At 71.9% G+C, this 20399-nt stretch carries 21 protein-coding genes and 1 riboswitch; of the genes, 16 read left to right on the top strand and 5 right to left on the bottom strand.

The annotated features are described in order from the left end of the window. Positions 1-188: 188 nt before the first annotated feature. The 7 genes from ftsH (at position 189) to MF672_RS09205 (ending at position 5459) form a co-directional block, all read left to right on the top strand. On the top strand, positions 189-2186 hold the full coding sequence (ftsH, locus tag MF672_RS09235; protein ID WP_242372153.1) for an ATP-dependent zinc metalloprotease FtsH: 1998 nt from the start codon (positions 189-191) through the stop codon (positions 2184-2186). A 19-nt stretch (positions 2187-2205) separates the two neighbouring features. Then, positions 2206-2784: a GTP cyclohydrolase I FolE gene (gene folE, locus MF672_RS09230; RefSeq protein WP_242372156.1), complete on the top strand. Its 579-nt coding sequence runs from the start codon at positions 2206-2208 to the stop codon at positions 2782-2784. Between the two features lie 67 nt (positions 2785-2851). Next, the gene (gene folP / locus MF672_RS09225) at positions 2852-3709 is read left to right on the top strand and encodes a dihydropteroate synthase (RefSeq protein ID WP_444861105.1); all 858 of its coding nucleotides are present in this window, start codon (positions 2852-2854) and stop codon (positions 3707-3709) included. Beyond that, positions 3706-4152 (top strand): nuclear transport factor 2 family protein, encoded by a 447-nt coding sequence (locus MF672_RS09220; RefSeq protein WP_242372159.1) that lies wholly within the window; start codon positions 3706-3708, stop codon positions 4150-4152. Before folP ends, MF672_RS09220 begins: the two co-directional genes overlap by 4 nt. Beyond that, entirely contained in the window at positions 4142-4507 is a 366-nt protein-coding gene (gene folB, locus MF672_RS09215; RefSeq protein WP_242372161.1) for a dihydroneopterin aldolase, read from the top strand. The genes MF672_RS09220 and folB overlap by 11 nt, the downstream gene beginning before the upstream one ends. Next, complete coding sequence (gene folK / locus MF672_RS09210) at positions 4504-5007, top strand: 2-amino-4-hydroxy-6-hydroxymethyldihydropteridine diphosphokinase (protein WP_242372164.1); 504 nt, start codon at positions 4504-4506, stop codon at positions 5005-5007. Before folB ends, folK begins: the two co-directional genes overlap by 4 nt. Beyond that, entirely contained in the window at positions 5004-5459 is a 456-nt protein-coding gene (locus tag MF672_RS09205) for a DUF3180 domain-containing protein (protein WP_242372168.1), read from the top strand. The genes folK and MF672_RS09205 overlap by 4 nt, the downstream gene beginning before the upstream one ends. Here the strand turns inward: MF672_RS09205 and MF672_RS09200 are convergent. Beyond that, the gene (locus tag MF672_RS09200; protein WP_242372170.1) at positions 5444-6550 is read right to left on the bottom strand and encodes an acyltransferase family protein; all 1107 of its coding nucleotides are present in this window, start codon (positions 6548-6550) and stop codon (positions 5444-5446) included. The genes MF672_RS09205 and MF672_RS09200 overlap by 16 nt on opposite strands. Then, entirely contained in the window at positions 6547-7692 is a 1146-nt protein-coding gene (locus tag MF672_RS09195; RefSeq protein ID WP_242372173.1) for an NADH-quinone oxidoreductase subunit D, read from the bottom strand. The genes MF672_RS09200 and MF672_RS09195 overlap by 4 nt, the downstream gene beginning before the upstream one ends. Positions 7693-7802: 110 nt before the next feature. Here MF672_RS09195 and MF672_RS09190 point away from each other — a divergent pair, with 110 nt between their 5' ends. Further along, complete coding sequence (locus MF672_RS09190; protein WP_242372175.1) at positions 7803-8690, top strand: DoxX family protein; 888 nt, start codon at positions 7803-7805, stop codon at positions 8688-8690. 12 nt (positions 8691-8702) lie between these two features. On the opposite strand, the gene MF672_RS09185 is transcribed toward MF672_RS09190, so the two are convergent. After that, entirely contained in the window at positions 8703-10001 is a 1299-nt protein-coding gene (locus MF672_RS09185; RefSeq protein ID WP_242372177.1) for an aminotransferase class V-fold PLP-dependent enzyme, read from the bottom strand. 43 nt (positions 10002-10044) lie between these two features. Continuing rightward, positions 10045-10160, bottom strand: a riboswitch (SAM riboswitch). 113 nt (positions 10161-10273) lie between these two features. Here MF672_RS09185 and MF672_RS09180 point away from each other — a divergent pair. Beyond that, positions 10274-11059, top strand: coding sequence for a TerC family protein (locus MF672_RS09180; protein WP_242372180.1), 786 nt, complete (start codon positions 10274-10276; stop codon positions 11057-11059). After that, positions 11059-12255: a cytochrome P450 gene (locus tag MF672_RS09175; RefSeq protein ID WP_242372188.1), complete on the top strand. Its 1197-nt coding sequence runs from the start codon at positions 11059-11061 to the stop codon at positions 12253-12255. Before MF672_RS09180 ends, MF672_RS09175 begins: the two co-directional genes overlap by 1 nt. 44 nt (positions 12256-12299) lie before the next feature. Here MF672_RS09175 and MF672_RS09170 read toward each other — a convergent pair whose 3' ends face one another. Then, positions 12300-13262 (bottom strand): SAM-dependent methyltransferase, encoded by a 963-nt coding sequence (locus MF672_RS09170; RefSeq protein ID WP_242372192.1) that lies wholly within the window; start codon positions 13260-13262, stop codon positions 12300-12302. A 196-nt stretch (positions 13263-13458) separates the two neighbouring features. Between MF672_RS09170 and MF672_RS09165 the strand changes: the two genes are divergently transcribed. The 6 genes from MF672_RS09165 (at position 13459) to MF672_RS09140 (ending at position 19745) form a co-directional block, all read left to right on the top strand. After that, positions 13459-13689 carry a chaplin family protein gene (locus tag MF672_RS09165; protein ID WP_242372195.1) on the top strand — a complete coding sequence of 77 codons (231 nt, stop codon included), beginning with the start codon at positions 13459-13461 and terminating at the stop codon, positions 13687-13689. Between the two features lie 310 nt (positions 13690-13999). Next, on the top strand, positions 14000-14890 hold the full coding sequence (locus MF672_RS09160; protein WP_242372199.1) for a Rossmann-like and DUF2520 domain-containing protein: 891 nt from the start codon (positions 14000-14002) through the stop codon (positions 14888-14890). Between the two features lie 56 nt (positions 14891-14946). Continuing rightward, positions 14947-15783, top strand: coding sequence for a pantoate--beta-alanine ligase (gene panC / locus MF672_RS09155; RefSeq protein WP_242372217.1), 837 nt, complete (start codon positions 14947-14949; stop codon positions 15781-15783). Between the two features lie 19 nt (positions 15784-15802). After that, positions 15803-16354 (top strand): DUF6624 domain-containing protein, encoded by a 552-nt coding sequence (locus tag MF672_RS09150; protein ID WP_242372221.1) that lies wholly within the window; start codon positions 15803-15805, stop codon positions 16352-16354. Positions 16355-16433: 79 nt separating this feature from the next. After that, positions 16434-18959 carry an L-aspartate oxidase gene (locus MF672_RS09145; protein ID WP_242372223.1) on the top strand — a complete coding sequence of 842 codons (2526 nt, stop codon included), beginning with the start codon at positions 16434-16436 and terminating at the stop codon, positions 18957-18959. 3 nt (positions 18960-18962) lie between these two features. Continuing rightward, on the top strand, positions 18963-19745 hold the full coding sequence (locus MF672_RS09140) for a type III pantothenate kinase (RefSeq protein ID WP_242372228.1): 783 nt from the start codon (positions 18963-18965) through the stop codon (positions 19743-19745). Positions 19746-19834: 89 nt separating this feature from the next. Here MF672_RS09140 and MF672_RS09135 read toward each other — a convergent pair whose 3' ends face one another. Continuing rightward, the gene (locus tag MF672_RS09135; RefSeq protein ID WP_242372231.1) at positions 19835-20317 is read right to left on the bottom strand and encodes a hypothetical protein; all 483 of its coding nucleotides are present in this window, start codon (positions 20315-20317) and stop codon (positions 19835-19837) included. Positions 20318-20399 lie beyond the last annotated feature (82 nt).

The raw sequence follows: 20399 nt of genomic DNA, 5'->3' as shown, positions 1-20399 counted from the left end.
GGGCAAGGCCGGTGCAGCGGGCGGTCCCTCCGCGCGCTCTGCCGGTGTACCTTCAGACTCCGGAAGGGTGACCTTGCGTCCCCTTCGGGTAGTCAGAAGTCGCGGTGTCGGATGCCGCGGCCCCGGGCACGCCCGGGGTTCCAGGCCATGGTCAGGAAGGGACGGGCCCGCAAGGGGTTCCGCATCGGATGGATCTCAAGCGATTTACACGTGGGCCACTGCTGTGGATCCTGGGCATCGTCGTGCTGCTCCTGCTCGTCACCCAGCTGTGGAGTGGCGGCGGAAACTTCAAGCAGGCCGACACGTCCCTGGTGCTCCAGCAGATTCGCGCCGGCAACGTCAGCAACGCCAAGGTCGTCGACAAGGACAACCGCATCGAGGTGACGCTGAAGAACCCCGTCGCCGTGCGGTCGGGCGATCAGCCGACCAAGCTGATCCAGGCTTATTGGGTGACCGGCTACGGCGGCAAGCTCACCGATGAGCTCCAGGCCCAGGTCGACGCCAAGCGCACCAACAGCTTCACGACCGAGGTGCCCCAGGAGAATCTCCTGGTCAGCATTCTCGTGAGCTTCCTGCCGATCGTCATCATCGTGCTGATCTTCCTGTTCATCATGAACCAGATGCAGGGCGGCGGCTCGCGGGTGATGAACTTCGGCAAGTCCAAGGCCAAGCTCATCACCAAGGACACCCCGAAGACCACCTTCGCCGACGTCGCCGGCGCCGACGAGGCCATCGAGGAGCTCCAGGAGATCAAGGAGTTCCTCCAGGCCCCGGCCAAGTTCCAGGCGATCGGCGCGAAGATCCCCAAGGGCGTGCTGCTCTACGGCCCGCCCGGCACCGGCAAGACCCTGCTGGCCCGCGCGGTCGCGGGCGAGGCCGGCGTGCCGTTCTACTCGATCTCCGGCTCCGACTTCGTCGAGATGTTCGTCGGCGTCGGCGCCTCCCGCGTGCGCGACCTGTTCGAGCAGGCCAAGGCGAACGCCCCGGCGATCATCTTCATCGACGAGATCGACGCGGTCGGCCGCCACCGCGGCGCCGGCCTCGGCGGCGGTCACGACGAGCGCGAGCAGACGCTCAACCAGCTCCTCGTCGAGATGGACGGCTTCGACGTCAAGGGCGGCGTGATCCTCATCGCGGCCACCAACCGGCCCGACATCCTCGACCCGGCGCTGCTGCGCCCGGGCCGCTTCGACCGGCAGGTCACCGTCGACCGTCCCGACCTGGAGGGCCGCAAGGGCATCCTCAAGGTGCACGGCCGCGGCAAGCCGTTCGCGCCCGACGTCGACCTCGACGTCATCGCGCGCCGCACGCCCGGGTTCACCGGCGCCGACCTGGCCAACGTGATCAACGAGGCCGCCCTGCTCACCGCGCGGGCCGACCAGAAGCTGATCACGATGGACGTCCTCGAGGAGTCGATCGACCGCGTCATGGCAGGGCCCGAGCGCAAGTCGCGGGTCATGTCCGACAAGGAAAAGAAGATGATCGCCTACCACGAGGGCGGTCACGCGCTGGTGGCGCACGCGCTGCCCAACGCCGACCCGGTGCACAAGATCACGATCCTGTCCCGCGGCCGCGCCCTCGGTTACACGATGACGCTGCCGATGGAGGACAAGTTCCTGGCCACCAGGTCGGAGATGATGGACCAGCTCGCGATGCTGCTGGGCGGCCGCGCGGCGGAGGAGCTCGTCTTCCACGAGCCCACCACCGGCGCCTCCAACGACATCGAGAAGGCCACCGCGGTCGCCCGCCGCATGGTCACCGAGTACGGCATGAGCGAGCAGCTCGGCGCCCGCAAGTTCGGCACCGGCCAGGCCGAGGTGTTCCTCGGCCGGGAGATGGGCCACGAGCGCGACTACTCCGAGAAGATCGCCTCGACGATCGACGAGGAGGTCCGCCGGATGATCGAGACGGCGCACGACCAGGCCTGGGACATCCTGGTCCAGTACCGCGACGTCCTCGACAACCTGGTCCTGGAGCTCATGGAGAAGGAGACCCTGTCCCGCGAGCAGGTCCTGCAGATCTTCGCGCCGGTGGTCGTCAAGGAGCACCGCCCGTCGTACGCGGGTTACGGCAAGCGCCTGCCCTCGGACCGTCCGCCGATCCTGACGCCGAAGGAGAAGCAGTCGGCCAACGGCTCGCTGACCAACGGCCGCCAGGACGCGCTGCCGTCGGGGGACGGCGCGTAGCACCACCACGGAGTAGTTTGTGACACACCACGACGTCGACCTCGGGCGCATCGAGAAGGCCGTCCGCGAGATCCTCTACGCCATCGGCGAGGATCCCGACCGCGACGGCCTGGTCGAGACGCCCGCCCGCGTCGCCAGGGCCATGGCCGAGCAGTATTCGGGGCTCGGCCAGACGCCCGAGGACGTGCTCAACAAGGTGTTCGACGTCGATCACGACGAGATGGTGCTCGTCAGGGACATCGAGGTCTACTCGACCTGCGAGCACCACCTGGTCCCCTTCCACGGCCTGGCCCACGTCGGCTACATCCCCAACGAGCGGGGCCAGGTGACGGGGCTGTCGAAGCTGGCCAGGCTGGTCGACGTCTTCGCCCGCCGGCCACAGGTGCAGGAGCGGATGACGTCCCAGATCGCCGACGCGCTCATGCGGGTGCTGGAGCCGCGCGGCGTCATCGTGGTGGTCGAGTGCGAGCACCTGTGCATGACCATGCGCGGGGTGCGCAAGCCGGGCGCGAAGACCGTGACCTCGGCCGTCCGCGGCGACTTCAGGACCAGCGACAAGACCCGTGCCGAGGCGATGGCGCTCATCCTCGGCAGGTGAGCCATCGTCATCCACAACCGGGGACCCGCGATGTCAGCAGGTGTGGGGGAACGCCTAGGCTTGGCCCATGACTAGCATGCCCATCAGCGTGCCAGGAGGGGCGGAGCGGTGTCTCGTCATGGGCGTGGTCAATGTGACGCCCGACTCCTTCTCCGACGGCGGCCTCTGGTTCGACGAGGCGGCCGCCATCAGGCACGGCTTCGAGCTGGTCGATGAGGGCGCCGACCTCGTCGACGTGGGCGGCGAGTCCACCCGTCCCGGCGCCGCCCGGGTCTCGCTGGAGGAGGAGCTGGCCCGGGTCGTCCCGGTGATCAGGGCGCTGGCCGCGGAGGGCGTGGCGGTCAGCGTCGACACGATGCGCGCCGAGGTCGCCAAGGCCGCGGTCGAGGCGGGCGCGCGGCTGGTCAACGACGTCAGCGGCGGCCTGGCCGACCCGGAGATGCCGCGCGTGGTGGCGGCGACCGGGGTCTCCTACGTGGTGATGCACTGGCGGGGCCACAGCCACGACATGTACGCGCGCGCCGTCTACGCCGACGTGGTCGGCGAGGTGCGCGAAGAGCTGAGCAAGCGGGTCAACCTGGTGCTGGCCGAGGGCGTGTCGGAGGAGCAGATCGTGCTCGACCCCGGCCTCGGCTTCGCCAAGAACGCCGAGCACAACTGGGCGCTGCTGGCCGGCATCCCCCAGCTGGCGGAGCTGGGATACCCGCTGCTCATCGGGGCGTCGCGCAAGCGATTCCTGGGGCGCCTGCTGGCCGGCCCCGACGGCACGCCCCGGCCGTTCAGCCGAAGCGACGACGCCACCCTGGCCGTGACCGCCCTGGCGGCTCAGGCGGGCGCCTGGTGCGTGCGCGTGCACGACGTCGGCCCCAACGCCGACGCGGTGCGCGTGGCCGCCGCATGGACGAAAGCGGGAGCAGGCACATGAGCGTCGACACGGCCGCCATCGAGACGACCAACCAGGAGTTCTACACCGCCATCGAGAGCGGCGACCTCGACAAGATGACCGAGATCTGGGCCGAGGACACCGCCGACGACCAGGTGAGCTGCGTGCACCCCGGGTGGGCGCTGCTGACCGGCCGCTCCGAGGTGCTGCGCTCGTGGGCGCTGATCATGGCCAACACGACCTACATCCAGTTCGTGCTGACCGACGTCAACACCACCGTGCTCGGCGACGTCGCGGTCCTCACCTGCGTGGAGAACATCCTCACCGCGGGCGACGAGGGCGAGGCGAGCTTCGCCGCGGGCAAGGTGGTGGCGAGCAACGTCTATCTCCGCACCCCGCAGGGCTGGCGGCTGTGGATGCACCACGGCTCGCCGGTGCTGCAGGGCGACGACGACGAGGAGGAGGACGGCGAGCTTGAGCCCTGATCGCATCACGCTCAAGGGCCTGCGGGCCCGCGGGCGGCACGGCGTGCTCGCGGCCGAGCGGGAGCTGGGCCAGGAGTTCGTCGTCGACGCCACGCTGTTCCTCGACACCGCGCCGGCCGCGGCCGGCGACGACCTCACCATGACCGTCCACTACGGAGAGCTGGCCGAGGCGCTGGCGAAGGTGGTGGAGGGCGAGCCGGTGCGGCTCATCGAGACGCTGGCGCAGCGGCTGGCCGAGGTCTGCCTGGCGCACGAGGCGGTGTGCCGGGTCGAGGTGAGCGTGCACAAGCCGGCGGCGCCCATCCCGGTGCCCTTCGACGACGTGGTCGTGACGATCGAGCGGAGCCGCGCATGAAGGCCGTCCTCGCACTCGGCAGCAACCTGGGCCGCCGCTTCCAGACCCTCCAGGGCGCGATCGACGCCCTGTTCGACGCGCCCGGCCTCGAGTTCGTCAAGGCGTCGCCGGTCTACGAGACCGATCCGGTGGGCGGGCCGGGCGGGCAGGAGCCGTACCTGAACGCGGTGGTCGTGGCCGAGACCACGCTGGAGCCGCGCACGCTGCTGGAGCGGGCGCTGAGCGTCGAGAACGCCTTCGGGCGGGTGCGGGCCGAGCGCTGGGGGCCGCGCACGCTCGACGTCGACCTGATCGTCGTGGGCGAGCGCACCTGCGACGACCCCGACCTGACGCTGCCGCATCCCCGGGCGCACGAGCGGGCGTTCGTGCTGGTGCCCTGGCTGGAGGCCGACCCCGAGGCCGCCGTGCCGGGGCACGGCCGGGTGGTCGACCTGCTGGCCGGGCTCGACCGGCAGGGCGTGCGGCTGCGGCCCGACCTGACGTTGCAGAGGCCCGATTGACCCCCACCCGTCCCGGCCACGTGGTCGGCATCCTCGTCGTCGTCGCGCTGCTGACGTGGGCGGTGGTCCACCAGTTCTACTCCGACCTGCCGCTCCTGCCGTGGACGGCGATCCCCACCGTGCTGCTGCTGGCGCTCGGCGAGGGCTACAGCGCCTGGGCCACCAAGGCCCGCATCGACAGGAAGCCGGGCACCAAGCCGGTCGAGCCGCTGGCGGTGGCCCGGCTGGCGGCGCTGGCCAAGGCGTCGGCGTACGCGGGGGCGGCCTTCGGCGGGCTGTTCGCCGGGTTCGCCCTGCACACGGTGCAGATCCTCGACCGGGAGACGCCGCGCTCGGAGTTCTTCGTCGCGGCGGGGTCGTTCGTGGCGTGCGTGGTGCTGGTGGTCGCGGCGCTCTACCTGGAGCACGCCTGCCGGGTGCCGAAGGGCCCGGAGGATCAGAAGCCCGACTGACGCCTGCCGCGGCGGCGGCCGAAGAGGTAGATGACGGGCGCGGTGCACACCAGCGGCCCGACGATCGCGATGGGCCGCTCCAGCCACCACTTGAGGTCCGGCGGGATCGTCCCGCCCAGGCTGCCGAACAGCCACCACGACAGCCCGAGCGCGATCGCCATGCCGGTGGTGTGGAACAGGAACAGCGGCAGCGCGTACCGGTTGATGAAGGCGTTGACCCGCTGCCAGCGCGGCCGTTCCAGCACCCGCTCCATCGCCGGCCGCAACACCTCGACCACGCCGATCTGGAACAGCAACAGCGCCACGATCACGAACGTCGGCGGCGCCATGTTCGACCACTTGTCGCCCGGCACGCCCACCATCGAGCCCGGGTAGATGCCCGAGTAGACCAGGCCGAACAGCGCGAACAGCCCGGTCCAGAGCAGCGCGACGTCGTAGCGGCGCGGCAGGATCACCACCCGGTCGTAGAAGAAGCCGGCCTGGTGCGCCAGCCCCCACACGATGACCATGTTGAGCCAGCCCGCCTGCTCGACGCCGTAGCGGAAGCGGAGGACGTCCACGACCAGCGCCGCGCCGCCGAGCCAGATCAGCGCCAGCACGTCGTAGCGGCGGTGCAGCCAGAGCGCCACCGGCAGCAGCGCGATCAGCACCAGGTAGACGCCGAGGAACCAGAGCGGGCTGAGCACGAGCAGCACGACCCGCCACATCCAGTCCACCCGGAAGACGGCCGTGACCGCCGCCCCGATGACCGCCCACACACCCGACAGCACCAGCGCCGGCAGGGCCAGCGCCCGGATGCGCCGCCACACGAACGCGCCGAGCCCGACCCCGCGCCCCTGCGCCCGCCCCCACGACAGCAGGTGCACGTGCCCGCCGACGTAGAAGAACAGCGGCAGCACCTGGAGCAGCCAGGTGAGGATCCATAAGCCCGAGGTGAACCCCAGCGGGCTCGTCGGCTCCGGCCCGGACGGCCCCCACACCAGGATCGTGAACGCCCAGTGCCACCCGACCACCACGACCAGGCTCAGCGCGCGGAGCCAGTCGACGTACTTGTCCCGTTCGACGACGGTGCCGACCTGCTGCTGCGTCACTTGTCGATGTCACCCACCACGAAGAACATCGAGCCGAGGATGGCGACCATGTCGGCCACCAGGTGGCCGGGCAACATCTCGCGCAGCACCTGCACGTTGCCGTAGGAGGCCGAGCGCAGCTTGAGCCGCCACGGCGTCTTGTCGCCCTTGGAGACCAGGTAGTAGCCGTTGATGCCGAGCGGGTTCTCGGTCCACGCGTACGTGTGCCCCTCCGGCACCTTGAGCACCTTCGGCAGCCGCTGGTTGATCGGCCCGGGCGGCAGCGAGCGCAGCCGCTCCACGCACGCCTCGGCCAGGTCGAGGGAGACCTTGAGCTGGTCGAACAGCACCTCGAAGCGCGCCTGGCAGTCGCCGGCCTCGCGGGTGACGACCTTGACCGGCAGCTCCGGGTAGGCGAGGTACGGGTCGTCGCGGCGCAGGTCCAGGTCGACGCCGGAGGCGCGGGCGATGGGGCCGCTCACGCCGTACTGCATGACCTGCTCCCGGGTCAGCACGCCGACGCCCTTGGTGCGGGCGGCGAAGATCTCGTTGTGCAGGATGAGGTCCTCGATGACCGGCACCCGGCGGCGGGTCTCGGCGACCGCCTCCGACACCCGGTCCAGCCAGCCCAGCGGCAGGTCCTCCTTCAGGCCGCCGACCCGGTTGAACATGTAGTGCATGCGCCCGCCGGAGATCTCCTCCATGACGGCCTGGAGGCGTTCGCGCTCGTTGAAGGAGTAGAAGATGGGCGTCATCGCGCCCAGCTCCAGCGGGTAGGAGCCGAGGAACATCAGGTGGCTGAGCGCCCGGTTCAGCTCGGCCAGCAGCGTGCGCGCCCACACGGCCCGCACCGGCGGCTCCATGCCGAGCAGGCGCTCGGCGGCCATCACCACGCCCAGCTCGTTGGCGAAGCCGGCCAGCCAGTCGTGCCGGTTGGCCAGCATGATGATCTGCCGGTAGTCGCGGACCTCGAACAGCTTCTCCGCGCCCCGGTGCATGTAGCCGATGATCGGCTCGGCGGTGGCGATGCGCTCGCCGTCGAGCGTGAGGCGGAGCCGGAGCACGCCGTGCGTCGAGGGGTGCTGCGGGCCGATGTTGAGGATCATGTCCTCCGTGGCCAGCTCTTTGGCGCCGGCACCGATTCCGACCACGCGTTCCGTCATACGGCCATGCTGCCACCGTCTCGGGTCAAGGAATGGTACGGAAACGCATCGATCGTGGGGACTTGGGGTTGGACGGGGGGAGGAAGCGGGGGACGGGGGGAGAAAGCACCATGAAGAGAGTTCTGTTTGATGTGGCGGCCCTGATCGCCCGGGTGGTGACCGGCGTGATCTTCGTGGCGCACGGCTGGCAGAAGTGGCAGAGCGGCCTGGGCGCGACCACGGGGATGTTCCGGGAGATGGGCATCCCGATGCCGGGGACGGCCGCCGGTTACGCGACGATCGTCGAGACCGTCGGCGGGATCTTCCTGATCCTCGGGCTGCTGGTGCGGCCGGTGGCGTTGCTGCTGCTGCTCAACATGCTGGGCGCGATCGCCTTCGTGCACGGCGGCAAGGGCGTCATGGTGGGCAACGGCGGGTGGGAGCTCGCGGGGGCGCTCGGCGCGCTGAGCCTGCTGTTCCTGGCGCTCGGCGGCGGGCGGATCGGGCTGGACGGGCTGTTCGGGGCGATCTTCCGGCGCCGGGGCGAGCGGCGGGCGGCGGAGGAGGAGCTGGACGCGCACCGGCGGGGGCGGCTCCAGGGCGACCGCACGGACACCGGCCCGTCGAACGTCCGGACCACCGGAACCGCCACCGGGATGGGAGCGGGGGCCGGCACCGCCGCCGGGGCCGGGATGCAGTCCGGCTCCGAGGCCGGCGTCGGCACCGGGACCGGCTACCAGTCCGGCATGGGCGCCGAGTCCGGCATGGGGACCGAGTCCGGCATGGGGACCGAGTCCGGCATGGGCACCGAGCCCGGCATGGGCGCCGGGGCGGGCGGGCGTGCGGGTGGCCCGATGACGCCGGCCGAGCCCGCGACCCCCGGCGAGCCGCCGGAGGTCCCGCGTCAGCCCACGGCGCCGCGTTCCGGCGCGAGCAACCTCAGCGACGAGGACATGCGCGACATCGACGCCCTGGTCAGCGACGACCAGCCCGAGCACCGCAAGCCCCCGAACCGCTGACCGCCCTGCCGCTCAGCGGGAGGCGAGGTCGCGCAGCGCCTCCACCAGCCGGTCCACGTGCTCCTGGGTGGTGCCGATGCCGATGGAGGCCCGCACCGCCGAGGCCGTGTCGTCCTCGCAGCCGCCGTCGGCCGTGCCCAGCAGGTGCCGCACGAACGGGTGCGCGCAGAACTTGCCGTCGCGCACCCCGATCCCGTACTCGCCGGACAGCGCCTCGGCCACCTCGCGCGCCGACCGCCCGGCCACGGTGAACGACACGATGCCCACCCGCGGGTGGTCCTCCCCCCACAACGACAGCTCGCGCACGCCGTCGATCGAGGCCAGCCCCGCGCGCAGCCGCGCGAGCAGCCGCTCCTCCTCCCGCACCAGCGCCGTCCAGCCGGTGGCGGTGAGCGCGTCGCAGGCGGCGGCCAGGGCGATCGCGCCCAGCACGTTCGGGGTGCCCGCCTCGTGGCGCGGCTCGGGGTCCTCGTGCCACTCGGCGGCGTCCCCGACCGAGCGCACCGCGCCCCCGCCCTTCAGGTACGGCTCCCCCTCCGCCAGCCAGTCCCCGCGCCCGACGAGCACCCCGGCGCCGAACGGCGCGTACAGCTTGTGCCCGGAGAAGGCCACGTAGTCGAGGTCCAGCGCGGTCAGGTTGAGCCGCCGGTGCGGGACGAACTGCGCGGCGTCCACCAGGATGCGCGCCCCGTGCCGGTGCGCGATGTGCGCCAGCGCGGCGATCGGCCACAGCTCGCCGGTGACGTTGGAGGCGGCGGTGACCACGAGCAGCTTCGGCCCCTCGACGGCGGCCAGCGCCTCGTCGGCGGCGCGGACGGCCTCGCCGGGGAAGGCGGGCGGGGCCAGGCGGACGGCGTCCGGCCAGGGGAGCAGCGAGGCGTGGTGCTCGGTGTCGAAGACCACGACGGTGGTGCCGGCGGGCAGGCAGCGGGCCAGCAGGTTGGTGGCGTCCGTGGTGTTGCGGGTGAAGATCACCGCGTCGGCGGGACGCGCCCCGACGAACGCGCGGACGGTGTGGCGGGCCTGCTCGTACCGGGCGGTGGTGAGCTGGGAGGCGTAGCCGGCGCCGCGGTGGACGCTGGAGTAGGCCGGGAGCGCGGCGGCGACGGCGGCGCTGACCGGCTCCAGACAGGGCGCGCTCGCCGCGTAGTCGAGGTTGGCGTACCGGACGAGCCGACCGCCCTTGACCGGGACCTCCAGGTCGGCCCCGATGACGGCGGGAACGGGGCGGCCGGTCGCCGTGACCGGGGCGGCAGCGGCGGCGGGGGCGGCGGCGTCGGCGTCGGCGTTGAAGATCGTCAGCGTGGACACGGCACTTCTCCTTGGGTCATCGGACCCCTGGAGGCAGCCTCGGAGCCCGCGCTTGCCCGCCACACCTCGTGACGGACCAGGTCTTCACCCGGGGCACCCCGCCGCGGACGCGAGGGTTGCCGGCCAGCTAGCCGGGGCTTGTCGCTGGCGCTCATGACCTACGACCGCACTATAACCGACGATCGGCCACGAAACGCAAGTCGCGAACTTATGTGAGGTGTGACTCGTTGTGCCCGGAAAGTCATCGGCCAACGTGTCATGGAGGTGTTCGGATGTTGGACTGGGTGGCCGACCCGCAGATCTGGATCGGCTTCTTCACCCTTGTCGCCCTGGAGATCGTGCTGGGGATCGACAACATCATCTTCATCTCCATCCTGGCCGGGAAGCTCCCGCCCGAACAGCGGGACCGGGCCCGCGTGCTCGGCCTGGCCGCCGCCCTGGTCAGCCGGCTGCTCCTGCTGCTCGCCCTGTCGTGGGTGGTGCGGCTCACCGAGCCGCTGTTCACCGTTCTCGGCCAGGACATCTCGGGACGGGACCTGATCCTGCTGCTCGGCGGCCTGTTCCTGCTGGGCAAGAGCGTCACGGAGATCCACCACAGCATGGAGGCCCCGCAGGGCAAGGACGGCAAGCAGGGCGCCGGCGTGTCCTTCGCCGCGGTGATCGCGCAGATCATGGTCCTGGACATCGTGTTCTCGCTGGACTCGGTGATCACCGCCGTGGGCATGGTGGACCAGCTCGGCGTCATGATCGCGGCGGTCGTGGTGGCGGTGGCGGTGATGTTGTTCGCCTCCGGGCCGATCAGCCGCTTCGTGGACGAGCACCCGAGCATCAAGATGCTGGCGCTGGCGTTCCTGGTGCTGATCGGCGTGGTGCTCGTCGCCGAGGGCCTGGACCAGCACATCCCGAAGGGGTACATCTACTTCGCGATGGCGTTCTCGGTCGTCGTGGAGCTGCTCAACATCCGGATGCGCGGGCGGCACGCCAAGAAGGCGGTCGAGGCGCCGGAGGCGCGGGCCGAGGCTGCGGAGCAGCAGGACGAGGCTCCTAAGATGAAATAGTGCGCTTTGATCCCTGGAATCCGGATTTTGTAGCCCACCCGTACCGGGTCTACGACGAGCTGCGCCGCGAGGCCCCCGTCTGCTGGTTCGAGCCGACCGGCCAGTGGCTCATCTCCCGCCACGCGGACGTCAACGCCCTGCTCAGGGACCGCCGCCTCGGCCGGTCGTACCTGCACGCGGCCACGCACGAGGAGTTCGGCAGGCAGCCGGAGCCGGAGTTCCAGGAGCCGTTCTGGCGGGTGATCAGAGCGGGCATGCTGGACGTCGAGCCGCCGGTGCACACTCGGCTGCGCCGGCTGGTGTCGAAGGCGTTCACGCCGCGCATGGTCGAGTCCCTGCGGCCGCGCGTGCGGGCCATCGCCGCCGGGCTGGCGGACACGTTCGTGGAGAAGGGCGGCGGCGACCTCCTCGCCGAGGTCGCCGAGCCGCTGCCGGTGACGGTGATCGCGGAGATGCTCGGCATCCCGGACGCCGACCGCCACCTGCTCCGTGCCTGGTCGGCCGACATCTGCGGCATGTACGAGCTGAACCCGGGCATCGAGGCGCAGCACACCGCGGTACGGGCGGCGTCGGAGTTCGCCGGCTACCTCAAGGAGCTGGCCAGGGCCCGCCGCGCCGCTCCCGGCGACGACCTGATCAGCGCGCTCACCCAGATCCCGGAACTGACCGAGGACGAGCTGGTCGGCACCTGTGTGCTGCTGCTCAACGCCGGCCACGAGGCCACCGTGAACGTCACCGGCAACGGCTGGTGGGCGCTGTTCCGCAACTCGGCCGAGCTGGCGCGGCTCCGCGCCGACCGCTCGCTGCTGCCCACGGCGGTCGAGGAGCTGCTGCGCTGGGACACGCCGCTGCAGATGTTCGAGCGGTGGGTGCTGGAGGACATCGAGGTGCACGGCGTACGGATCCCGCGCGGGTCGGAGGTCGCGCTGCTGTTCGGCTCGGCCAACCGCGACCCTGCCGTGTTCGACGACCCGGACCGGCTGGACGTCGGGCGCGCGGACAACCCGCACATCTCCTTCGGCGCCGGCATCCACTTCTGCCTGGGGGCGCCGCTCGCCCGCATCGAGCTGATCGAGTCGTTCGGCGCCCTCCTCGACCGGACGGCGAGCCTGGAACTGCGCGAGCAGCCCGCCTGGAAGCCCGGCTACGTCATCCGCGGCCTCCACTCCCTGCCCCTGACCGCCACCCCGGCCTGACCGCCACCACCGTTCCCTCAGCCTGGCGGACCAGGGGCAGGGGGTCAGCGGCGTTGGTCGAGCCAGCCGAAGCCGCCGAGCCCTCGGGGGTCGAGCAGCTCGCCCTCCTCCGACGCCCGCGCCAGCGCCCGCAGGTAGCCGCGTGGGTCCTGGTGGGTGAGCTCGACCGGCGGCCGGGCGCCGTCGAGGCCGAGGGCGCGCAGGGCCGCGCGTTGTGTGGACAAGGCTGTGGATATCGCACCGGCCCGCCGCCCGGCCTCCGCGCACGCGTCGAGTGCCACATGTGCCGTGATATCGCAGGTCCCGTCGGGTATGGGGCTGACGACCGCCCCGTCCCGGTACCCGGTCAGCGTTCCCCAGAGGGGCCGGTTATCCACAGGATGTGCATAATCGACGGCGATCGCCCGGCCCCTGGCGAGGCGGGTGACGACCGCCGCCCACGCCTCGTCGCGCGGCCAGCCGATCTCGGCCCGCGCCCCCACCCGGGGCAGCGGCCACCACCGTTCGACCCAGTCGCGGTCGGCCGGCCGGAGCGGCCCGCCGATGCGCTCCTCGCCCGTGTGGACGTTCACCATCACCAGCCGGGGCCCGTCGGGCGTCTGCTCGGCCACGTCCAGCGGCACGTTGTCGAGCCATTCGTTGGCGATGGCGAGCCCCGCGATGGAGTCGGGCAGCGCGCCGCGCCACTCGACGCGCTCGGGCAGGCCCTCGGGCCGGGGGGAGAGGTCGACCGCCGTGACCCGCAGCCGCTCGCTGAGCCCCGGCTCGGCGCCGGCCAGCACGCGGGTCACCAGCGTGCCCTCGCCCGCCCCGATGTCGACCAGGTCGAGTGTGTCCGGTTTGCCCAGCTCGGCGTCCACCTGCCGGAGCAGCGCCAGCACCGCGTCGGCGAAGGCCGCCGAGGCGCTGACCGAGGTGCGGAAGTGGCCCGACGGGCGTTCGCGGAGGTAGAAGCCCTCCTCGCCGTACAGCGCTCGCTCCGTCGCGGCGCGCCAGGTCAGCCACATGCCATGGACTATCTCACGACTTCCGGATGACACGCACAGTCATAATGTGACTACTCTTTGTCGCGCGCTTGCGGTAGCGTTTACGTATTGTCATCGAGCGGCTGCGTTGCGCCAACCCCCAAGTGGCGACTGCAGCGGCCGTTCCCCCACAAGCCAACGTCCGCGGCCCCGCGCCGCGAAATCGGAAGGAGCTCGCATGCTGAAGAAGACCCTGGTCCTGGTCGGTGCCGCCGCTGCCCTCGCGCTGTCCGCCCCGGCCGCCCACGCCGACATCACCAGCGGCAACGGCAGCATCCTGGGTGGCAACCAGGTCGCCGTCCCGATCAGCGTCCCGATCGACGTCTGCGGCAACGCCGTGGCGGTCATCGGCGTCAGCGTCGCCGGCTGCAAGGGCGGGTCCAACTCCACGATCACGGACCACCGCTGACCCCAGCTGAGAGCCCGGACCGGCGCGGTCCGGTCCGGGCTCGGACTCCCGGCCGGGCAGTCGGCGGATGCACCGGCCAGGCGCACCTCCGAGAGGTCGCACCGATGGGCGTCGGGTCCTCACGGACTCGGCGCCCACTGTCGTGCGATGACCCCTCTCCTCATCTCTTCCGACAGGGGGTGCACTTTTTGTATGCCCTTGTCGCTTTTGTCGTTAACTCAACATGCGGCAAAGCACCGGTCACGTTCCCCGGACGGAGAGGCCGTTACGCTGGGCGGCAGTGCCATCCGGTCGACAGGGGTGAGACGTCATGGAGGCAGGAGATCGCCCGGCCCGGCTGAGCGTGGGCGTGCTGGGAGCCGGCAAGGTCGGCTCGGCCCTCGGCGCCGCGCTGGCGCAGGCCGGTCACCGGGTCGTCGCCGCGAGCGGCGTGTCCGACAACTCCCAGCGGTGGGCGGCCGAGCGGCTGGGCCTGACGCCGTCGCGGCCCGACGAGGTGGTGGCCGCGGCTCAGCTCATCCTGCTGACCGTGCCCGACGACACGCTGCCCGACCTCGTGGGCGGCCTCGCCGCCACCGGCGCCGACCTCCAGGGCAAGCTTCTCGTGCACACCAGCGGCGCGTACGGGCTGTCGGTGCTCGACCCGGCCGCCAGGGCCGGGGCGCTGCCGCTCGCGCTGCACCCGGTCATGACGTTCACCGGCCGCGACGACGACCTCAACAAGCTCACCGGCATCTCCTACGGCGTCACCGCGCCCGACGCGCTGCGCCCGATCGCCGAGGCGCTGGTGATCGAGATGGGCGGCGAGCCGGTCTGGATCGCCGACTCCGACCGCGCCCTCTACCACGCGGCCCTGGCCGGGGCCGCCAACCACATGGTCACCCTCATCGCCGAGTCCTCCGACCTGCTGGAGCGCATCGGCGTCGAGCACCCGGGCCGCATGCTGGGCCCGCTGCTCGGGGCCGCGCTCGACAACGTGCTGCGGCTCGGCATCGCGGGCCTCACCGGCCCGGTCGTGCGCGGCGACGCGGGCACCGTCCGCAAGCACGTCGACGCGCTGATCCTGGCCGCGCCGGAGGCGGCCGACGCCTACATCGCGCTGGCCAGGCTCACGGCCGACCGCGCGCTCGCCGCCGGGCTGCTCAAACCGGAGGAGGCGGAGCGGCTGCTGGACGCGCTGGGCGGCAATATATGGACCTGACCGTGCCAAGCCGCGCCGCCGCGATGCGGAGGCCGTGAACACCAGGGGCCGCCCACATGGATCTGATCGTCGCGAGGAACAGGGAAGACCTGGTCAAGGCGCGTAGCGGTGGCGACGTGGCGCTGGTGCCCACCATGGGCGCGCTGCACGAGGGCCACCGGTCGCTCATCAGGCTCGCCCGGTCCAGGGCCGACCAGGTCGTGGTCAGCGTCTTCGTCAACCCGCTGCAGTTCGGGCCGAACGAGGACTTCTCCCGCTATCCCCGTACGTTCGAGGCGGATCTGGAGGTGTGCCGGGCCGAGGGCGTCGACGTCGTCCTCCACCCGTCCGCCGAGGACATGTACCGCCCCGACCGCCAGGTGAGCGTCCTGGCGGGGCGGATGGGCGAGATCGTCGAGGGCGCGTCCCGGCCGGGGCACTTCGACGGGGTGCTGACCGTCGTGCTCAAGCTGTTCAACCTGGTCCAGCCGCGGGTGGCGGTCTTCGGGCAGAAGGACGCCCAGCAGCTCGCGCTGATCCGCCGCATGGTGGCCGACCTGGACGTGCCGGTCGAGATCGTCGGCGCGCCCACCGTGCGCGAGCCCGACGGGCTGGCCCTGTCCAGCCGCAACCGCTACCTGTCCGCCGAGGACCGGCAGGTGGCCCTGGCGCTCTCCCGCGCCCTTCGCGCGGGCGAGGCCGCGACCACTCCCGGGGCGGTCCGCGCGGCGGCCCGCGAGGTGCTCGCCGCCGCCGGGCCCGCCCTCGACGTGGACTACCTGGCCCTGGTGGACCCGGCGACCTTCGCCGAGGTGGGCGAGGAGCACACGGGCGAGGCCGTGCTCGCGGTGGCGGCGCGGGTCGGCGCCACCCGGCTGATCGACAACGTCATCCTGACCTTGAATCCCGCCTGAGGCGGATTACCGTCGGGACATGACCGACGAGGAGTTGCGGGACGAGCTGCTCCGGCGCATGAAGGTCGACCAGGCCCTGCGCGACCCGGCCAAGGGCTTCCCGGGGGACAGGCGGCTCGCCCGGCTCCAGAAGCTGGACGAGGGCAACACCGCCTGGCTCTACTCGGTGGTGGCCAACCGCGGCTGGCCGCTGGTCTCGCAGGTGGGGGAGCGGGCCGCGCGGGCGGCCTGGCTGCTGGCCCAGCACGCGACGGCGCTCGCGGCGCAGCGGCTGTTCCGGGAGCTGATGGCCGAGGCGGTCGAGCGGGACGAGGCCTCGCCGCGCGATCTGGCGTACCTGGAGGATCGGGTGCGGGTGCGCTCGGGCCGTCCCCAGCTCTACGGCACCCAGTTCCACGACGGCGCCGACGGCCTGGAGCCGATGCCGATCGAGGAGCCCGGCCTGCTCGACGAGCGCCGCGCGGCCGTGGGGCTGGAGCCGTTCGCCGAGTACGAGGCGTTCATCAGGAAGACGGAGCCCATCGGGCGGACGGCCGCGGTGCGCGAGCCGGACGGCCCCGCCGGTCGCTGACCCACCCCCGGGGCATGACCACGCCGCGGCAGGCGTTATCGTCATGTTGACGATATAGCGCTGATCCAAGGAGATCCCCATGAGCGCACCGGTGATCCCACTGCGGCTGACCGCCCCCGAGCCCGGCTGGACGGCCGAGGCCGACCTGGTCGTCGTGGGCTCCGGCATCGCGGGCCTGACCGTGGCCCTGCGCTACGCCGAGCTGGAGCCGGCGGCCAAGGTCCTGATCGTCACCAAGGACGTGCTCTCCTCGGGCTCCACGCGCTGGGCCCAGGGCGGCATCGCGGCCGTGCTCGACCCGCGCGACACCCCGGAGGAGCACCTGAACGACACGCTGGTCGCCGGGGTGGGCCTGAGCGACGAGCGCGCCGTGCGGGCGCTGGTCACCGAGGGCCCGGGCGCGGTGCGCCGGCTGATCGCGAGGGGCGCCCGCTTCGACCGCACCCCCGACGGCGAGCTCCAGCTCACCAGGGAGGGCGGCCACCGGCGGCGCAGGATCGTGCACGCGGGCGGTGACGCCACCGGCGCCGAGGTGCAGCGGGCGCTCATCGAGGCGGTGCGGGCCGGCTCGATCGAGGTCGTCGAGCACGCGCTGGTGCTCGACCTGCTCAAGGACGCCCGCGGCCGGGCCAGGGGCGTCACCCTGCACGTCATGGGCGAGGGCGACCGCGACGGCGTCGGCGCGGTGCTGGCCAGGGCCGTCGTGCTGGCCACCGGCGGCATGGGCCAGGTGTACGCGGCCACCACGAACCCCGCCGTCTCCACCGGCGACGGCGTCGCGCTGGCGCTGCGGGCCGGCGCGGTGGTGCGCGACCTGGAGTTCGTCCAGTTCCATCCCACCGTGCTCTGGCTCGGCGAGGGCTCGACCGGCCAGCAGCCGCTGATCTCGGAGGCGGTGCGCGGCGAGGGCGCCTTCCTGGTGGACCACGAGGGCAACCGGTTCATGGCCGGCGTGCACGAGCTGGCCGACCTGGCGCCGCGCGACGTCGTGGCCAAGGCGATCATGCGGACGATGAGCGCGACCGGCCGCGACCACGTGTACCTCGACGGCCGCCACTTCGGCCGGGAGAAGTGGGAGACCCGGTTCCCCACCATCTACGCCATCTGCCGCGAGCACGGCATCGATCCGGCCACCGAGCCCGTCCCGGTGGCCCCGGCCGCCCACTACGCCAGCGGCGGCGTCCGCACCGACCTGCGCGGCCGTACCTCGATCGACGGCCTGTACGCCTGCGGCGAGGTCGCCTGCACCGGCGTGCACGGCGCGAACCGGCTGGCCTCCAACTCGCTGCTGGAGGGCCTGGTCTTCGCCGAGCGCATCGCCGCGGACGTGCACGCCACCCGCCCGGCCCCCGGCGACCCGGTGCCGTCCGCCGCTCCCGCGGGCCTGGTGGACCCGCGGGCCAGGACCAGGATCCAGGGCCACATGAGCAGGGGCGCGAGCGTGCTGCGCAGCCGCGAGTCGCTGCGGGAGACCGCGCGGGCGCTGCTCGACGCCCGCTGGACGCCGGTCGAGGTGACGCCGCGCACCGAGTCCTGGGAGGCGACGAACCTGCTGACCGTGGCCACCGTGCTGACCGGCGCGGCGGCGGCCCGGCTGGAGACCCGTGGCTCACACTGGCGCGAGGACCACGACGCGCGCGACGACAACGAATGGCTGGGCCACCTGGATGTGACCCTGACGGAGGAGGGCCTTCGCATGACGTACACGCCGCACGGTGACGCGATGCCGCCGCGCCTGGCGCAGGAGCTGGCGGCTGCCGGGCTCGACCCGGCCGAGGTGGACGCGCTCATCGGCCGCGCGCTGGAGGAGGACCTGCAGGAGGCCGGCGACGTGACCAGCCTGGCCACCGTCCCGGCCGACCGGCAGGCGGCCGGCGACCTGGTGGCCCGCAAGGACGGCGTGGTGGCGGGCCTGGCCGTGGCCGAGGCGGTGTTCGTGCGGCTGGGCGCGGCCCGCACCGAGCGCCAGGCCAAGGACGGCGAGCGGGTGCGGGCGGGCGACGTGCTGCTCACCGTCGAGGGCCCGGCCCGCGCCCTGCTGACCGCCGAGCGCACCGCGCTCAACTTCGTCACGCACCTGTCCGGGGTGGCGACGCTGACCGCCAGGTGGGCCGAGGCGATCGCGGGCACCTCCGCCCGCGTGCGCGACAGCCGCAAGACCCTGCCCGGCCTGCGGGCGCTGGAGAAGTACGCCGTGCGCTGCGGCGGCGGGGTCAATCATCGCATGTCGCTGTCGGACGCCGCGCTGATCAAGGACAATCACGTGGTGGCGGCAGGGGGAGTGGCCGAGGCGTTCCGCGCGGTGCGCGAGCGGTTCCCCGAGCTGCCGATCGAGGTGGAGATCGACCGGCTGGACCAGTTGGAGGCGGTGCTCGACGAGGGCGCCGAGGAGATCCTGCTGGACAACTTCACGGTCGAGGACATAGCGCGTGCCGTACAACTCGTGAAAAAGCGGGCGAAAAAAGGGGTTGCCCTTGAAGCGAGCGGGGGATTGACCTTGGAATCGGCCCGTGCTGTGGCCGAGACTGGCGTTGACCACCTGGCGGTGGGAGCGCTAACGCACTCGGCGCCGGCCCTGGACATCGCATTGGATCTGCGGGGGTAATTGATGCTGCTCACGATCGACGTCGGCAACACGCACACGGTGCTGGGGCTCTTCGAGGGCGAGGACGTCATCGAGCACTGGCGGCTGGCGACCGACGCCCGCCGCACCGCCGACGAGATCGCGGTCGTCCTCCAGGGGCTGCTGGCGCAGTCGCCGCTGCTCAAGGGGGCCGACATCGACGGCATCGCCATCTGCTCCACGGTCCCGAGCGTGCTCAACGAGATGCGCGAGATGTGCCGCCGCTACTACGGCGACGTCACGGCGGTGATCGTGGAGCCGGGCATCCGCACCGGCGTGCCCGTCCGGATGGACAACCCCAAGGAGGTCGGCAGCGACCGCATCGTGAACGCGCTGGCCGCCATCGACCAGTACGGCGGCCCCTGCGTCATCGTCGACTTCGGCACCGCCACCTCCTTCGACGCGGTCTCCGCCAAGGGCGAGTACGTCGGGGCGGTCACCGCGCCCGGCATCGAGATCTCCGTGGACGCCCTCGCCGCCGCCGGCGCCCAGCTCCACAAGGTCGAGCTGGTCCGCCCCCGCTCGGTGATCGCCAAGAACACGGTGGAGGCCCTGCAGGCCGGCATCATCTACGGCTTCGCCGGCCAGGTGGACGGCATCGTCGAGCGCATGGCGGCCGAGCTGGCCGACGACCCCGACGAGGTGACGGTCGTCGCCACCGGCGGCCACGCCGGGCTGGTGGTGGGCGAGTCGCGCTCGATCGACGTGCACGAGCCGTGGCTGACGCTCATCGGCCTGCGCCTGATCTACCACCGCAACGCGGGCTGAGCCCTCCGTACCCCGGACGTGGAGCAGGCGGCCCCCCGCTCGGGTGAGGGGGCCGCCTGCGGCACTCGGGTGCGGATCCGGCGTCACGCCTACTCGTCGCCGTCGACGCTGTAGATGTCCTGCCAGTAGCCGCACTTGGTCGGGTACTTGCTGTACAGGCCGATCTGGCAGACCTGGGCGCGCACGCTGTAGACGTCGTTGTCCTGGTAGAAGAACTTCTTGTAGCCGGGGTAGCCGCAGTACTTCTTGCTGTAGACCGGCGACCAGTCGTGGTCGAAGTCCTCGGCCTGGAAGCGGATGTAGGCGCACTTGCCGCCCTCGTCGTAGCTGCGGTTGTCGCGGTCCCAGAGGCGGCCGTAGACCTGGACCTCGTTCGACTCCCCGTCGCCGTCCCAGTTCACGCTGATCGTGCCCTGCGCCTTGGCCTGGTAGTTCTTGGAGTACAGCGGGCCCCAGCCCGAGGAGTAGTCGTCGTAGTGGGGCGAGTCCGCGAGGGCCGCGCCCGACATCGACAGGGCCAGAGCGGTGGTGGCGGCGGCGGCGAGGGTGCCGATCGCGAGCTTCTTGAACATTTCTCTCTCCTGGAGCTCCCCTGGGCCGGCTCCCTGCCGGCTCCCCCCTGAGCTCGTGAGTCATTGATAAAAGAGCCCTCTT

The organism is Actinomadura luzonensis (assembly GCF_022664455.2).
In the GTDB taxonomy this organism is placed as follows: domain Bacteria; phylum Actinomycetota; class Actinomycetes; order Streptosporangiales; family Streptosporangiaceae; genus Nonomuraea; species Nonomuraea luzonensis.
The sequence above is the reverse complement of the archived record's forward strand: the minus strand, read 5'-3'. Positions and strand labels throughout refer to the sequence as shown.

What these genes read in the sequence shown, in the direction of transcription:
- folP (WP_444861105.1), top strand. Translation starts at nt 2,852, where the DNA reads ATGACTAGCATGCCCATCAGCGTGCCAGGAGGGGCGGAGCGGTGTCTC.
- MF672_RS09195 (WP_242372173.1), bottom strand. Translation starts at nt 7,692, where the DNA reads ATGACGGAACGCGTGGTCGGAATCGGTGCCGGCGCCAAAGAGCTGGCC.
- ftsH (WP_242372153.1), top strand. Translation starts at nt 189, where the DNA reads ATGGATCTCAAGCGATTTACACGTGGGCCACTGCTGTGGATCCTGGGC.
- MF672_RS09170 (WP_242372192.1), bottom strand. Translation starts at nt 13,262, where the DNA reads ATGTGGCTGACCTGGCGCGCCGCGACGGAGCGAGCGCTGTACGGCGAG.
- MF672_RS09140 (WP_242372228.1), top strand. Translation starts at nt 18,963, where the DNA reads ATGCTGCTCACGATCGACGTCGGCAACACGCACACGGTGCTGGGGCTC.
- MF672_RS09190 (WP_242372175.1), top strand. Translation starts at nt 7,803, where the DNA reads ATGAAGAGAGTTCTGTTTGATGTGGCGGCCCTGATCGCCCGGGTGGTG.
- panC (WP_242372217.1), top strand. Translation starts at nt 14,947, where the DNA reads ATGGATCTGATCGTCGCGAGGAACAGGGAAGACCTGGTCAAGGCGCGT.
- MF672_RS09180 (WP_242372180.1), top strand. Translation starts at nt 10,274, where the DNA reads ATGTTGGACTGGGTGGCCGACCCGCAGATCTGGATCGGCTTCTTCACC.
- folK (WP_242372164.1), top strand. Translation starts at nt 4,504, where the DNA reads ATGAAGGCCGTCCTCGCACTCGGCAGCAACCTGGGCCGCCGCTTCCAG.
- MF672_RS09150 (WP_242372221.1), top strand. Translation starts at nt 15,803, where the DNA reads ATGACCGACGAGGAGTTGCGGGACGAGCTGCTCCGGCGCATGAAGGTC.
- MF672_RS09145 (WP_242372223.1), top strand. Translation starts at nt 16,434, where the DNA reads ATGAGCGCACCGGTGATCCCACTGCGGCTGACCGCCCCCGAGCCCGGC.
- MF672_RS09160 (WP_242372199.1), top strand. Translation starts at nt 14,000, where the DNA reads ATGGAGGCAGGAGATCGCCCGGCCCGGCTGAGCGTGGGCGTGCTGGGA.
- MF672_RS09220 (WP_242372159.1), top strand. Translation starts at nt 3,706, where the DNA reads ATGAGCGTCGACACGGCCGCCATCGAGACGACCAACCAGGAGTTCTAC.
- MF672_RS09135 (WP_242372231.1), bottom strand. Translation starts at nt 20,317, where the DNA reads ATGTTCAAGAAGCTCGCGATCGGCACCCTCGCCGCCGCCGCCACCACC.
- MF672_RS09165 (WP_242372195.1), top strand. Translation starts at nt 13,459, where the DNA reads ATGCTGAAGAAGACCCTGGTCCTGGTCGGTGCCGCCGCTGCCCTCGCG.